12 protein-coding genes are annotated in these 15,004 nt (G+C 67.6%); 8 read left to right on the top strand and 4 right to left on the bottom strand.

What is annotated here, in order from left to right:
- On the bottom strand, positions 1-1,350 hold a 1,350-nt coding region (locus ACMX2H_RS03490), incomplete at its 3' end, for a cytidylyltransferase domain-containing protein (protein ID WP_414958977.1).
- A gap of 140 nt (positions 1,351-1,490) precedes the next feature.
- On the opposite strand from ACMX2H_RS03490, the gene ACMX2H_RS03485 reads away from it, so the two are divergent.
- From ACMX2H_RS03485 to ACMX2H_RS03475, 3 genes are all read left to right on the top strand, one after another.
- A complete protein-coding gene (locus ACMX2H_RS03485) occupies positions 1,491-3,251 on the top strand; it encodes a glycosyltransferase family 87 protein (protein ID WP_414958976.1) in 1,761 nt (586 codons plus the stop codon).
- Entirely contained in the window at positions 3,248-4,687 is a 1,440-nt protein-coding gene (locus ACMX2H_RS03480) for a phytoene desaturase family protein (RefSeq protein ID WP_414958975.1), read from the top strand. Before ACMX2H_RS03485 ends, ACMX2H_RS03480 begins: the two co-directional genes overlap by 4 nt.
- A 180-nt stretch (positions 4,688-4,867) precedes the next feature.
- Positions 4,868-5,887, top strand: coding sequence for a PHP domain-containing protein (locus ACMX2H_RS03475; protein ID WP_414958974.1), 1,020 nt, complete (start codon positions 4,868-4,870; stop codon positions 5,885-5,887).
- A gap of 225 nt (positions 5,888-6,112) precedes the next feature.
- Here ACMX2H_RS03475 and ACMX2H_RS03470 read toward each other — a convergent pair whose 3' ends face one another.
- From ACMX2H_RS03470 to ACMX2H_RS03460, 3 genes are all read right to left on the bottom strand, one after another.
- Positions 6,113-7,852, bottom strand: coding sequence for an HNH endonuclease signature motif containing protein (locus tag ACMX2H_RS03470; RefSeq protein WP_414958973.1), 1,740 nt, complete (start codon positions 7,850-7,852; stop codon positions 6,113-6,115).
- Positions 7,853-8,199: 347 nt separating this feature from the next.
- Positions 8,200-8,925 (bottom strand): ABC transporter ATP-binding protein, encoded by a 726-nt coding sequence (locus ACMX2H_RS03465; protein WP_414958972.1) that lies wholly within the window; start codon positions 8,923-8,925, stop codon positions 8,200-8,202.
- 89 nt (positions 8,926-9,014) lie between these two features.
- Entirely contained in the window at positions 9,015-10,118 is a 1,104-nt protein-coding gene (locus ACMX2H_RS03460; RefSeq protein ID WP_414958983.1) for an ABC transporter permease, read from the bottom strand.
- A gap of 175 nt (positions 10,119-10,293) precedes the next feature.
- Here ACMX2H_RS03460 and ACMX2H_RS03455 point away from each other — a divergent pair, with 175 nt between their 5' ends.
- The 5 genes from ACMX2H_RS03455 to ACMX2H_RS03435 all read left to right on the top strand — a co-directional run bounded on the left by ACMX2H_RS03455 (position 10,294) and on the right by ACMX2H_RS03435 (position 14,970).
- The gene (locus ACMX2H_RS03455) at positions 10,294-11,823 is read left to right on the top strand and encodes a sensor histidine kinase (protein ID WP_414958971.1); all 1,530 of its coding nucleotides are present in this window, start codon (positions 10,294-10,296) and stop codon (positions 11,821-11,823) included.
- Positions 11,820-12,479, top strand: a complete 660-nt coding sequence (locus ACMX2H_RS03450) for a response regulator (protein WP_414958970.1) — start codon at positions 11,820-11,822, stop codon at positions 12,477-12,479. The genes ACMX2H_RS03455 and ACMX2H_RS03450 overlap by 4 nt, the downstream gene beginning before the upstream one ends.
- A gap of 83 nt (positions 12,480-12,562) precedes the next feature.
- Entirely contained in the window at positions 12,563-13,045 is a 483-nt protein-coding gene (locus ACMX2H_RS03445; RefSeq protein ID WP_414958969.1) for a transporter substrate-binding domain-containing protein, read from the top strand.
- On the top strand, positions 13,042-14,037 hold the full coding sequence (locus tag ACMX2H_RS03440) for a cation diffusion facilitator family transporter (protein ID WP_414958968.1): 996 nt from the start codon (positions 13,042-13,044) through the stop codon (positions 14,035-14,037). Before ACMX2H_RS03445 ends, ACMX2H_RS03440 begins: the two co-directional genes overlap by 4 nt.
- Positions 14,038-14,145: 108 nt before the next feature.
- Positions 14,146-14,970 (top strand): fumarylacetoacetate hydrolase family protein, encoded by an 825-nt coding sequence (locus tag ACMX2H_RS03435; RefSeq protein WP_414958967.1) that lies wholly within the window; start codon positions 14,146-14,148, stop codon positions 14,968-14,970.
- The last annotated feature ends 34 nt before the right edge of the window (positions 14,971-15,004 follow it).

Raw genomic sequence — 15,004 nt, 5'->3', positions numbered from 1 at the left:
GTTAATCCCGATCTCGCCGATCACATAGACCGGCTGCCCGGCACCGACCTGCACGTCACCGATCGCGACGGGAGCCGGCGCACCGGCGGGGACAGAGTTCGAAACGGTAGCTTCGGTAGTCATGGGCTGCACTCTTTCTGTTGTTGCTGTGGCTTGTTCGTGGCGGCCGCCTTCGTCGGCGGCACCGCTGCGTGCGGCGAGGATGAGTTCGCAGACCTCGCGGACCGCGCCTTCGCCGCCATGGCGCTGCAGCACAGTCCGTGCCGCAGCCTTGACCTCGGCGCGGGCATCGCCCACAGCCACCGGCCAACCAACGACGCCCATGGCGGGCAGGTCGTTGACGTCGTTGCCCACGTAGGCAACCCGATCGGGATTTAGCCGGTGGGCGGCCATCCAGGTTTGGACGGCCCCGGCTTTGTCTGCGACGTCCTGGAGGACGTCGACGCCGAGCTTCCGCGCCCGGGCGCTGACCACCGCGTTGCGTTCGGTGGACAGAATCAGTTGGGGGATTCCGGTGCGGCGCAGCCGGGAAATTCCCATGCCGTCTTCGCGGCTTACCCGGACGAATTCCTCGCCCTCGGCATTCACGAAGGCATGGTCGTCGGTGTGGACGCCGTCGAAGTCCATCACCAGGGCATCCACATCGAGGCCGCCGGTCCGGGGCGCGGTGGTCTGGTCGGCCAGCGCGCGGACCACGGCCAGGTCCTCCAGCGAGTCGATTTCAACCGCGTGCTCGGCGGGCACTTCCTGCAGCTTCAGCCGGCCGAAGAAGCGGTGCTTGCGGGCCAGGAAACCCTCGGTGCTCATCGCGTAGAACGCGCCGGTTTCGCGGTACTGGGGTGTGCGGTCCTGCCGGCGGGGACGCACCTCGGCGCTGTGCCCGACGGCGGTGACGGCACCGCCGTCGTCGTGCATCCAGTGGAACGCGTGGCTTTCGGTGACGGAGAAGGTGACGTCGGCGCGGCGCTCCAGCACGTCCAGCACGGCATCGTTCAGGTGTGCCGGATCGATGAAGGGGGAGGTGCACTGCAGCAGAACCGTGACCGCCGGCGGCTGGGGGAGCGACGCGAGGACGTGAAGCACGGCAGATTCGCTGCTGGCGGTGTCACCGGAGAGGTCCGCCGGCCGCATCACCACGCGGGCGCCGCAGCGTTCGGCTTCGGCGGCGATGTCCGGATGATCGGTGCTGACGACGACGTCGGTCACCGCCGGCGCGGCCAGCGCGCTGTCGACGGCGCGGGCCACCAGGCTGCGGCCCGCCACGGGCTTCAGGTTCTTGAATGGGATCCCTTTGGAGCCGCCGCGGGCCGGGATGACGACCAGGACTTCCTGGGGGTCGGTGTAACTCATTGAAGCCACGGTAGGAAGGGCCGGTAACGCCCGGGGGTGGCCAAGGTTACGGGAAGGCGAGCAGCAGCGGACGTTTAACCCAACCCGCCCCACGGCTGCCTGTCTGTGGCCGATAGTGCAGCCGACAGTACGCTTGGAGCATGCCCGGGCCCCGCTCTTCGCGCCGCAGACCACTGCGGATTGTGGTGCCCAGCCGCAACGACCCGTTCCTCAAGCAGTTCACCGAACTGGTGGGCGGACCGCTGGGCCGGCACAGCGCGCCGGGCCTGGTCTCGCCTGGTTTCTTCACCGTGGAGCGTGTGCTGATCATCCTGACCACGTTCGCCGCGCTGCTCTCGGTCCTGGTCAAGACGCCGTGCCGACTGGACGGTTGGGCGCTGCCGGACTACTTCTACATGGGTTGTTACTCGGACTGGCCGGTGCTGTTCGAAACCCGCGGACTGGCCGACGGCGTCATGCCCTTCGTCAGCGCGGGAAGTTCATTTGAATACCCGGTCCTGCTGGGGCTGCTGGCCGGGGCGACAGCGTGGCTGGTTCCGGGCGAAGGTGTCTCGCCTGGACGGGCACTGGCCTATTTCGACATCAACGCCACCTTGGCGGCCGTGGCCTGGCTGGTCACGGTGCTTGCCACGGCGCGCATGAGCCACCGGCGGCCCTGGGATGCCGCCATGGTGGCGCTGGCACCGGCCATCGTGTTGGCCGGGACGGTCAACTGGGACCTGTGGGCTGCCATGCTGGCGGCATTGGCGATGCTTGCGTTCGCCAGGCACCGTCCGGTTTGGGCCGGTGTGTTCATTGGCCTCGGGGCGGCGCTCAAGTTGTATCCGGTGCTGATCCTCGGAGCCATCCTGCTGCTGGCAATCCGGACCGGCCGGTACCGCCCGCTGACCGCGTCCGCAGCTGCCGCGGCTGCGGTGTGGCTGGCCACCAACCTGCCGTTCATGCTGCGCGACTTCGGCAGTTGGTTCCACTTCCTGGACTACAGCCGTCAGCGTGAGGCCGGCTACTCGTCCATCTGGTACGCCTACAACCTGACCGCGCAGCGGCAGCAGTTGCCGGTCTTCAGCCCGGAGTTCATCAACACCGCATCCTTCCTGCTGTTCGCGGCAGCCTGCGCCGGGATCGCGGTGTTGGCACTGACCGCGCCGCGCCGTCCGCGGATGGCATCGCTGGTTTTCCTGGTGGTGGCCGCGTTTGTGCTCACCAATAAGGTGTACTCGCCGCAGTTCGTGGTCTGGCTGGTACCGCTGGTGGCGCTGGCCCATCCGCGCTGGCGCGACTTCCTGATCTGGCAGTTCTTCGAAGTCATGCACTGGTGGGCCATTTGGATGCACTTGGGCCAGGTCACCAGCGGCGGGGAGGCAACGCGGAACCTGGACGCGCCTTACTACGTACTGGCGGTCTTGGCGCATATAGCCGCAACGGTATACATCATGGCGAAAGTGGTAAGGGCGATCTGGCTGCCTGAGCACGATCCGGTCCGGCGCGTGGATACCGATGATCCGCAAGGCGGCGAGTTCGACGGCGCCGTCGACAGGTTCGTGCTCCCGGTGTTCGACAGCGTGACGCTTGGGAGTTGCCGCTTCTCCGCGAAGCCCGGCCGCTTCCCGGCGGAGCCCGGCCGCTTCTCGGCGGAGCCCGGCCGCTTCTCGGCGGAGCCCGGCCGCTTCTCGGCGGAGCCCGGCCGCTTCCCGGCGGAGCCCGGGCACTTCCCCGCGGGATCCGGCCACCGCCCCGCGGGACGAGTCGAATCCGCGGACGGCGAAGGGGGCGTCGCCCCTGAATATTCTGACACCGGCATAGACCCCCTCCGACCGTCGTCGCGATGGCCGGGCATTGCCAGCGGGGACACGCAAGGCACAAGGTTGAACGGACAGCCGGAAGGGGAAGATGAGTCGTGACGGACGTAGCGGTAGTCGGCGCCGGGCCGAATGGTTTGGCGGCGGCCGTGATCATGGCGCGGGCCGGCTTGGATGTCACGGTCTTCGAGGCGGCGGCCACACCTGGTGGCGGCGCGCGGACGCTGGAACTGATCAAGCCCGGATACTGGCATGACGTGTGCTCTGCAGTGCATCCGATGGCCGCAGCCTCGCCCTTCTTCAGGGACTTCGGGCTGGACCAGCGGCTCGAGCTGCTGGTGCCCGAGGTTTCCTACGGCCAGGTGATCGACGGAGCCGCCGCGGCTATCGCCTACCGCGACTTGGACCGGACCGTCGATGGATTGGGTGCCGACGGCGCCGCCTACCGGCAGCTGATGCGGCCGCTGGTCGACCGGGCTGATGCCCTGTTGGAATTCACGATGGACCAGCTGTTGCAGATACCGGCCAACCCGGTCACGGCCTTTCGGTATGGGATCAGGACCCTGGAGCAGGGCTCTCCGGCGTGGAACCTGCGCTTCAAGGAACAGTTCGCACCGGCCCTTCTGACTGGTGTTTCCGCGCACACACCCGGCGGCGTTCGGCGACTCTCTGCGGCCGGAGCGGGGCTGATGCTCGGAGCGCTGGCGCATGCCGTGGGATTCCCCCTGCCCGTCGGAGGGTCTCAGGCCATCATCGACGCCATGGTTCAAGACCTGCGGGCACACGGCGGCGGCCTTGAGACCGATCATAGGGTGACCTCGCTGGCCCAGCTGACCGATGCTAAAGCCGTCATGCTGGATATCGCGCCGACCGACTTGCTGGGGCTGGCTGGCGGCCGGCTCCCTGCTGCTTATGCGCACGCGCTGCGGCGGTACCGTTACGGACCCGGCGCCGCCAAAGTCGACTACATCCTCTCCGGCCCGGTCCCGTGGGCGCATCCGGAGCTGCGCCGGGCCGGCACCGTGCATCTGGGCGGCACACGCGACCAGATTGCGGCGTCCGAACGGGCCATCGCCCGCGGCCGGCACTCCGAGGATCCGGTGATCCTGGCGGCACAACCAGCTGAGTTTGATCCATCCCGCGCCCCCGCCGGAGGCCACGTTCTCTGGGCCTACTGCCATGTTCCGCGCGGATCCAGGCGCGACATGGAGCGGGTGATCACCGCAGCGCTGGAACGGGCCGCCCCGGGCTTCAGCGACCTCGTGGTGGACTCCAGGAGCATGTCCGCGGCCGATTACGAGGTGTACAACCCCAACTATGTGGGCGGCGACTTCGGCACTGGCGCGGTGACCATGGCGCAGCTTGCGGCGCGCCCGATCCTGAGCCCCAAGCCATGGCAGACCCCGCTGCACGGCGTCTATCTCTGCTCCGCCGGAACACCTCCTGGCCCCGGCGTGCATGGGATGGCTGGTTACCGGGCCGCAGAGCTGGTGTTGAAAGAGCAATTCGGATTGGCTGTACCCTCCCTGAGTCCTTAAGGCTGTACGCCCGGAAGTGCTAAAGCTCCGAGGCCCCGAGGCCTTGGGCCCCCAAGCCCTCAGGTCGTGGATCCACGGGCCCATGATCCGTGGACCCGCGAGCCCTTGAGCCGCGAATCCGCTAACCCATGAACCTGTGGGCTGTGGCCCGCATGGCAGATCGAAGGCAAGATGGGTCCCATGGATCCTGTAGCGGCCCTGAATGAAATCGCCTTTTGGCTGGAGCGCGAACTGGCGCCCACTTTCAAAGTGCAGGCGTTCCGGAGGGCGGCCGCCGTGGCCGCCGAATTGGAACCTGACGAACTGGCCGAACGGGCCCGCAGCGGGCGACTGAAGAACATGAAGGGGATCGGGGCCAGCACCTTCGAGGTTATTCGGCAGGCGGTCGACGGTGAAGTGCCAGCTTATCTGGTGAAGGTCCGGGAACGCTCGGCGGAGCCGCTGGCCGAGGGCGGCCGCGAGCTTCACCAGGCGCTGCGCGGCGACCTCCACTGCCACAGCGACTGGTCCGATGGCGGGTCGCCGCCCCAGGCTATGTTCGACGCCGCTCACTGGCTGGGCCGCGACTACCTGGCCCTGACGGACCATTCGCCCAACCTCACGATCGCCAACGGTCTGAGCGAGGAGAGGCTGGCACGGCAGCTCGAGCTGGTTGCGGAGGCCAACGCCGCGTCCGATGGCTTGCGGGTGTTGACTGGCATCGAAACGGACATTCTGGAGAGCGGCGAGCTGGATCAGACTCCCGAAATGCTTGACCAGCTGGACGTGGTTGTCGCTAGCGTGCATTCCAAGCTCAGGTCCGACCGCGGCACAATGACCCGCAGAATGCTTGGCGCCATCAACAACCCGCGCACCAATGTGCTGGGCCACTGCACCGGACGGCTGGTCACAGGGGGACGGGGAACCCGCCCGCAATCGGAGTTCGACGCCGAGCGCGTCTTTGCCGCCTGTGCCGAGAACGCCGTCGCCGTCGAAATCAACTCCCGGCCGGAGCGGCAGGACCCACCGGATGAACTGATCCAGCTGGCGCTCGACGCCGGCTGCCTCTTCAGTATCGACAGCGACGCCCACGCGCCCGGTCAGCTGGATTTCCTCCACTACGGTGCCGAACGTGCTGCAAAAAACGGCGTCCCCGCCGAAAGGATCATCACCACATGGCCGGTCGAGCGCCTTCTGGAGTGGTGCAGCCAAGGGAGGTAAAGCCGTCCTCATCGGTTCTAGGTAGCGCAGGTTCAGGCTATGGATCGGCTGTCTCTTTCGGGTGATATCCATCGGCTTTTGCGGTGATTCGTATCGATTCGGCAGCGTCGTTCGGGGTTGGGAAGAGGGGCGAATTGTCACGCTGCCCAGAGCGCACGCGAATCCACGTCTCATTTTCGGGCGGCCCTTTTGCGGCATTGCACCGGGCACCATCGGAGGCCGACGCTATTGGGGGGTGCGGAGTGGTTGGGGTGGGATGTGGGTTTGCCAGTAGGCGTTGCGCAGGGGTTGGCGGTCGGGGTCGATGTAGTCGGGTGGGGTGAACCAGGGGATGCCGTCGCGGACGGTGATGTTCCAGTTGCCCTGTTCGATCAGGTCGTGGTGGAGGCCGCAGAGGCAGACGCCGTTGTTGACCTCGGTGCGGCCGCCGGCCCACCAGGGCACGATGTGGTGGGCTTCGGTCCAGAACGCGGGCATGGTGCAGCCCGGGAAGGCGCAGCCTTTGTCGCGGATGAGCAGTGCCCGGCGGATCGCGCGGTTGAAGAACCGTTGTGACCGGCCCAGGTCCAGGACTTCGCCTTTGGTGCCGAGGATCGCGGGGATGATCTCGGCGTCGCAGGCCATCCGGCGCACGGTTTTGGCCGAGACCGGGCCGTTGAATACTGCGTTGCCGCCGCCGGTGAGCAGTCCGGCGAGCTGTTCGTAGCCGGCGGTGACCATCACCTGGGTGCGGTGCCCGCCCGAGTCCGGGAGCCGGCCGGTGTTCAACGCGATCCGGCACGCACCGACCAGCCCGGCCAGCAGCTTCTGCGCCCGGGTGAAGTCATCCAGTCCTTCCAAGACGGCCGGATCCACCGCGCCGCCAGGCGACTCTGCTTCTGCACGGGCGACACCTTCCTCCCCTGTGGGAGTGGACGGTGCGTTGTCGCGCGGGCCTTCGGCTGTGTTGGTTTCCCCGGTTCCGCTCTCGTCCGGGGTGGTGGCGGCGGTTTCGATGGCGTCGGACTGGATGCGGGGGTTCGCGGCGCTGTTCATCACGGTGGCGAGGGCTTCGTATTGGTCGTCGGTGGTGTTGATGACGAACTGGTGCAGTCCGCGCCGGCGGCCGCGGTAGAACATGCCCTGCCGGGCCCGCAGTTCCTCCTCCGAGGGTTCGGCGCCGTCCTGGTCGACCGCTGTTTCCCAGGTCTTGGCGACCATCGCCAGCGTGTCCGTGTCGGTCTCGGCGGCCTGCCGGACCAGCGACGCTTCCATCGCTCCCAGCGTCCCGGGGTCGGGCGCGGCGTGGCCGGCCCGGCCGAGCGAATCGGTGACTAGGGCCGCGGCGTGACCGCTGATTTCGCCGGCGGCCATCGCCTCCGCCAGCACGGGCAGGGCCGGGGTGCCGGGTTCGCCGTCGAACCGCACCGGCGCGGTCACCGCTTTGCCGACCCGCAGCCGGCGGCGGGCTTCGATGATGCTGATCCCCAGCCTCGAGCGCAGGTATTCGGCGTTGTTCCGGAACTCGGTCTTCCGCCGCCTCCTTTGTTTCGGACCCGCACCGCCCGGCGCCGCGATGTCTGGCCCCGCGGGGTCAAGACCACCCGGCCCGTCACCGGGACCACCGCCGGCGCTGTTTCCGGAGCCGGCACTGATCGCAGCGGCCGGGTCCGCCCACCCCGCCGCACCGGCGCGGTCACCGCTTTGCCGACCCGCATCCGGCGAGTCTGCAAGGGGGCCGGTGTTGGCTGCGGTTTCCCCGTTCGCGGCGATGTCCGCCCGCTCCACCGCGTGGGCGCCGGCGGTCTGCAGGAACTCCACGACCTTCGAAACGTCCTCGACCGCTGCTACCGTGTTGGCCAGTTCCCGGGTGCTCAGCGACCCGGATTCGACGGTGAAACGGGCGGCGATATCCTGCAGCAGCGCACGCACGCCGGCGAGGGATTCCTCCAACTCCCCGGTCCGGTCCAACGGTGCAAGCGCCATACCACAATTTTATTCGTACACACTTTCGACCCGCCATCAAAACAACCCAATGTGTAGGGATAGTGAGATTGGATTGGGCACACGAAACGTAGCGCTGAAACGAAAACCTGTCCCGGGCGCTGACTCAGGCGATGCCGCACTCGGTGCGCGGCGTTGGCTCGGTGCGCCGGCGTTGGCCCAGGGTGCGACGCTGACGCAGGGGCGGCGCCTAGACTCAGGCGCGCAGCGCCGAAGAAACGCCGTTCCGAAGCCTGCAGGCGCCAGGCAACACACCGGGCATGAGGCCGTATAGGACCACCCCGCCCGGCGATAGCAATGGAGGCCGATCAACGAACCCACGAACGCGCCTACCGGGTCACCTCCGGCACCTGCGCCACTACCGCCCCGGGGGTGCTTCGCGGTTCCGAGAGCCGGCCGTCGCGCATGGTTGCCACGGCATCGGTGAGCGGAATGAATTCGGTGTCGTGGGTGACCATGACTGTCGCGACGTCGAATTCCCGCGTCACTTGGACCAACAACCGGACAACCGCCTCGGAGCGCTCGTGGTCCAGCGCCGCCGTCGGCTCATCGACCAGCAATACCCGTGGATTGCCCATCAGTGCCCGCGCGATGTTGACCCGCTGACGCTGCCCGCCGGAAAGCTGGTGCGGACGGCGGTGGGCAGCGTCCGCAAGTCCCACGACGTCCAGTAGCTCCAAACCGCGGGACCGGGAGTCCCGTGGTTTCTCTGCGCGCAGGTGCGCGCCGATCTGGAGTTGTTCCAATGCCGTGAGCGAGGCCAGCAGGTTGGGCTGCTGGAAGACAATCCCCACCTTCTGCCGGCGCAGTTCGGCCGACTCCTTCAGTCTCAAGGCCGTGGCATCCACGCCGTCCACCAGTACGACGCCGGACGTGGGCCGGATGAGCGTGGCGGCGACCGCCAAGAGGGACGACTTGCCGGAACCGGACGGTCCCGCCAAGGACGTGAGGGTGCCGGCCGGAACCTGCAGGTTGACCTGGTCCAGTGCCTTAGTGGTGCCCTCGCCGTCAGGGTAATCAAGGGTGACGTTGAGAAGACTGAGTGCGTGTGCCATGGGAATTGTTCCTTCGGGAGTCGTTGCGAGGAGGTCAGGAGACGGAAGCGGTCAGAAGACGGCCAAGTATCGGGGCCGGACCGGAAGCGTCAGCTGCCGCCGAGTGCCGTCAATGGGTCCACCCGCGTCACCCGTCGGACCGCGAGCACGGCACCGGCCATGCCGAGGACCACGATTCCGGCGATGGGCAGCAGGGTGCTGGCCGGGGTCAGCAGGAAGGGCGCGGCCTGGGAGGCGAAGACCCCGCCCAGAATTCCGATGCCTCCGCCAGCCGCCGCGCCGCAGGCCAACACCACCAGGGCCTGTGTCAACGCGTCGCGGAGCAGGTAGGCGTCCGAGCTGCCCATGGCTTTGAGCACGGCAATGTCGCGAGTGCGCTGGATGGTCCACACAGTCAGGAAGGCGACGATGACCAGCGCGGAAATCCCGTACAGGAAGCCCTGCATCAGCATCAGCGATCCGTTCTCGCTCTTGTAGGAGCCCAGCGCTTGGAAGGCCCCGCTGACGGAGGTGGCGGTGGTGCCGGCAGCCTCATTGGCGGCAGTCGCTGCCGGTCCGGACAGATCGCCGTCGGACAGTTGAGCGGCAATAGCGGTGGCGATCGGACCATCGTCGGCACCGCCGTCGTTAATGTGGCTGACCTGCTGCCACTTGCCCAGCGACGTCCATACCACCGGCGTGTGGGAGTACCACTGGTCGTCGACGACGTCGGTGACCTCCAGATCCCGCCCGGCCAGTTGCACGGTATCGCCCACTTCAGCGCCCAGATCGTCGGCCGCCGTCCGGCTCAGTACCAGGGAAGTAGCGGTCACGGGGGAAGGGGCCAGCGCGCTGCCGGGCTCGACGCCGAACACCGCCACATTCGTGCTGCCGGCCGCACTCAGCCGGGTCTGGCTGACTCCGAAGGCTTCCGCACGTTCAACGCCGGAGGCCTGCTGCCAGGTGTGCAGCTGCTCGCGGCTGATCTGCGACTCGGTGAAGGAGGCGGCGGGGCTATTGCCGCTGGCAGAGCCGAACACGACGGCGTTGCTGCCGGCGGCACCGAGCTGCCGGATGGCGGACACGGATTGGTTCCCCAGCCCGGCGGTGAGCCCGGACAGCATCACCAGCAGCAAAGTAATCAGGGCCACCACGACGCCCATAAGGAGGAAACGGCCCTTTGCGAACCGGATATCCCGAAGTGCCAGGAACACGATGAACCCTACTTTCATTGCTTGGCTGCCCCGATCTGCGGGCTGGTTCCAGCGTCCCGCGGCGGGCGTGCGCGCACATCAGGCGGCTGGTTGATCCGCGGCACGCGATCGGTTGATCTGCCGGTCAACCGATCGGTTGATGCCCGCGCAATTGAACCTCGGTACGCTGAGGACCATGCCTGCCCAGTCCCGTCCGCACGATCGCACCGGAGCAGCGCGGAACGGGAACGTCACGGCCACATCGGAGGCGCCGACGCCGGCGGAGGGCCCCGAGGCTGCGGAGGGCCCCAAGGATGCGGTCCCCGCCAGCCAATTGGTACTCCGCATCCTGCGCGTGGGCCTGCATGTGGGCTTTGCTGGCCTGCTCGCCCTGGCCATCGCGGCGATGTTGACCGCGGATCCGGCCAGCCCAACCACTTACCTCGCCGCCGCCCTGGCCGTCCTGCTCGCGACCGTATACGTGGCCGGGACGGTCTGGGAAAAACGACGCAGCTCCTCAGGAACCGGCCGGGACCTCAATCGCTATGCGCCGTGGTGGCTGGCACTGGTCACCCTGCTGTGGACCTGTTTGGTGGTGTTGAGCGGAAACTTTGTCTGGCTGGCCTTCCCGCTCTTCTTCCTCCATCTGCACATCCTGCGCACGTGGCATGCGGTGATCGCCGTCGCGGTCCTCACCGGCCTGGTGATCGCTTCCCAGTGGTGGCACGCCGGCAAACTGGAGCCGGCGATGCTGATCGGTCCGGTGGTCGGGGCGGTGTTCGCCGTGTTCATGGGGATGGCCTACCGGGCGCTTTATCTGGACGCGCAGAATCAGCGTCTGGCCTTGGCGGAACTGCGCCGGACCCGTGCGGAACTGGCCAGCTCCCAGCATGAAGCCGGTGTGCTGGCCGAGCGCGGCCGGCTGGCCAGCGAAATCCACGACACGTTGGCCCAGGGTCTGTCCAGCATTGTGTTGCTGTCCCGCGGCGCCGCAGCCGCGCTGGACGCTGGGCAACCGGCCACCGCGGCGGAACGGATCCGGCTGATGGAGTCCACCGCGTCCGACAATCTGGCGGAGGCCCGGCGGTTTGTCCGTGGCCTGTCCTCGCCGCAGCTCGACCCCCAGCCGGGCCAGCAACCTGAGCGCGAGCCCGGCTCGATGCTAGACCTCGGGGCCGACCGGGAGCTGCCGCGCCTCGACCCGCACGCCGGCGGCCCCAGTGCTCGGCCCACCGCCCGAGCAGATACCCAGTCCGACGGCGCGCCCACCACCCAGCCCATGAACGGACCCAGCGCGCTGGTGCCCAGCCTGCAGCGGCTGTGCGCGGCAACGGAGAGCCAGGCCGCGGGGTCCGGCCGCCCGCTGCGTTGCCGCTTCGTGCTGGACGGTTCGCCGGTGCAATTGCCACCGGCCGTGGAGGTGCTGCTATTGCGGGCCAGCCAAGCGAGCCTGGCCAATGTGCTGGAGCACGCACAGGCGAGCACCGCCGTCGTCACCTTGGGTTTTTTGCCGGGCGAGGTCACCGTGGACATTTACGACGACGGTGCTGGCTTCGATCCCTCGGCCGCCGGTCCCCGGGAGGACGGCAGGGGGTTCGGGCTGCGGTCGCTCGCGGAGCGGGCCGCCGCGCTGGGCGGCACCATGACGGTCGAATCCGCTACCGGAGAGGGCACGGTGGTGGCGGTCCGTCTGCCCTTGCCAGCCGCCGACGAGGAACGGCAGTGAACGGGATCAGGATCCTGCTGGTGGACGACCATCCGGTGGTCCGCGCCGGGCTGCGCGCCATGCTGGCGGACTTCGAGGGCATCGCGGTGGCCGCCGAGGCGCCGGACGGGGCGGCCGCGCTGCGCGAGCTGGACCGGCTGGACGCCCTGGGTGAACCCGTGGATCTGGTCCTGATGGATCTGCAGATGGGCACCGGGATGGACGGCGTGACCGCCACGGCAAGGATCGCCGGGCGCGCCGCCGAGGGGAAATCGGCGCCACCGGTGCTGATCCTGACCACCTATGACACCGACGCGGACATCCTCGCGGCGGTGGAGGCCGGCGCCAGCGGCTACATGCTCAAGGATGCCCCGCCGGAGCAGATCCGCCAGGCAGTACTGGCCGCGGCGGCGGGCCGCACCGCGCTGGCGCCGGAGGTCGCCGCCCGGCTGATGGGCCGGATGCGCAGCCCGCAGCCTGCCCTCAGTGCGCGCGAGGTGGAACTGCTGGAGTTGCTGGCCACCGGGATGGGCAACCGCGCCATTGCCCGGCAGCTGTTCATCTCCGAGGCAACGGTCAAGACCCATCTGGTGCACATCTACGCGAAGCTGGGCGTGGAGAACCGCACGGCCGCGATTGCGGAGGCGGTCAAACGGCGGATCATCCGAACCCAGTGAGGGCGGCGGCTGCCCAGCACGCGGACGGCGGCGGCCTGACAGTTAGGCAGCGGCACCCCGGCAGCTTGGCTATGGTGCTAAGTATGCTGAACAATTTTTCGAAGGCGGCCTTGGCGGTGCTGGCCATGCTGCTGATGTGCTCCTGCAGCCTGCAGATACCCGCCGATCCGGAAGGAACGTTGGACCGGATCAGCAGCGGGACCCTCAGAGTAGGTGTCTCACACAATCCGCCCTGGACAGCAGTCCAAACCGGGCAGGAACCCGCGGGCCGGGAGGCAGACCTTGTGAGGGAGTTTGCCGCAAACCGTGGAGCAACGATCGAATGGACGGCCGGCGGCGAGGAATCGCTGATGGGGCGGCTGGAACACGGGGAACTTGACCTGGTCATCGGCGGCTTGACGAAGAAATCACCGTGGTCGGACAAGGCCGCCCTGACCCAGCCCTACGCCGAGGAGCGAGCCCCCGACGGCGGCAAGCAGGAATACGTGATGGCTGCCAGGATGGGTGAAAACGCCTTCCTGCGGGAGCTGGAGAAGTTTCTTCTCGACCGGAAGGAACAGGGATGAACACCGGGTTTGGCCGCACCGAGTTGCCTGACCAGCAGGAAGCAGCCCTGCGGCGTGCCATCAGGATCCAGTGGATCACCATCGCCGTCCTGGCCGTGTCCGTCACCCTGGTCTTCTTGGTGATGGGTAACTCTCAGGCCATGAAGGCCGCTTGGATCGAAGACATGCTCTCTTTCGCTCCGCCCATCGCGTTCCTGCTGGCGATGAAGATCATCAACAGGCCGCCCAACCGGAAGTACCCCTATGGATACCACCGGTCCACCGGCATCGCGCATCTCGTCGCAGCGGTGGCGCTGTGCAGCATGGGCACCTTCCTGGTGATCGATTCCGGCGCGGGCCTGCTGAAGGGCGAACACCCGCCGATCGGCTCCGTCCAGATTTTGGGCCAGACCATCTGGCTCGGCTGGCTGATGATGGCGGTGATGGCAGCAACGGCCGTGCCGCCGGTTTTGCTCGGCCGCGCCAAGGAAAAACTCGCCGAGCAACTGCATGACAAGGTGTTATATGCCGATGCGGACATGAACAAGGCGGACTGGATGACGGCGCTCGGCTCCATCGTGGGGGTCGCCGGAATCGGGATCGGACTTTGGTGGGCGGACGCCGCGGCGGCGCTGTTCATTGCCGGCGGGATCCTGCGCGACGGTTACAAGAACATGCGCGGATCCATCAGCGACCTGATGGACACCCGCGCCACCACCTACGACGATGCGGAGCCGCACCCGCTGATCGAGCGCATCGAGGACTACCTAGGCCAGCTGGAATGGGTTGAGGAATCCGGCGCCCGCGTCCGCGACCAAGGCCATGTGCTGCATGCTGAAGCCTTCGTGGTTCCCCGCGACGGCAACGTCCCGTCGGTCAAGGTCCTCGAAGAGGCCAGGGACGGTTGCATCGACCTGCATTGGATGATCCAGGACATTGTCCTGGTGCCGGTCTCCGAACTGCCCGAGGAAGCGGGCGGAGCGTCGGAGCGCCAGTCCGAGCGAAACCTTTGACCCGCGGTACGGTGGGCCCCTGCGCCACCGTATATCGTGCAAAGGGGCGGCTTCCCTTGCTGCCAAGAGCTAACGACGGCGGCGCACGGCTGCCGCGAGGAGGTACAGATGCGTCTGGGAACAGTACGGCAGAACGGCACCATGCAGGCGTTCCGTCAGGTCGGCGACACCACGGAATACCTGCCGGCCAGCGACGTGGGCGAACTGCTCCAGCGCGATGACTGGCGCACGCTCGCCGGCGAACCGGGACCGGCGCCAGAGCACTCGGAGCTGGCGATGCCGATCCTGCGCCCGGGAAAGATTTTGTGCGCGGGCCTGAACTACTACGCGCATGCCGAAGAGGTGGGCCAGGAGGTCCCCAAGTACCCCACCATCTTCACCAAGTACGCCAACGCGCTGGTCGGTCCGACGGACGACGTGGTGCTGCCCGCGGCCAGCAGCAAGATCGACTGGGAAGCCGAACTGACCGTGGTCATCGGCTCCCGGGTCCGGCAGGTCGACGAGGCCGGAGCCCGCGCCGCGATTGCCGGCTACACGGTGATGAACGACGTCTCGGTCCGCGACTGGCAGGGCCGCACCTCGGAGTGGTTCCAAGGCAAGAACTGGGACCGGACCACTCCGGTGGGCCCCGTCATCGTCACCGCGGATGAGCTGGACCCGGAAGCCGGGCTGGCGGTGGAATGCGAGCTGGACGGCGCCACCAAGCAGTCGGGCAACACCTCCGACCTGATTTTCTCCTGCGCCAGGCTGGTGTCCTATGTCAGCGAGTTCATGACCCTGGAGCCCGGCGACCTGCTGGCCACCGGAACCCCTGCCGGCGTGGGGTTGGCCCGGAAACCACGCGAATGGATCCCCGCCGGGGCGCAGATGGTCACCCGGATCGAGGGGATCGGTGAATTGCGCAACCACTGCGTGCCCGAAGAACAAAGCTGAAACGTCGCATTTACCCGACCCGCGGCTTAGGATC

The sequence above is a fragment of the Arthrobacter sulfonylureivorans genome, assembly GCF_047607445.1.
GTDB classification, from domain to species: Bacteria; Actinomycetota; Actinomycetes; order Actinomycetales; family Micrococcaceae; genus Crystallibacter; species Crystallibacter sulfonylureivorans_A.
The sequence above is the reverse complement of the archived record's forward strand: the minus strand, read 5'-3'. Positions and strand labels throughout refer to the sequence as shown.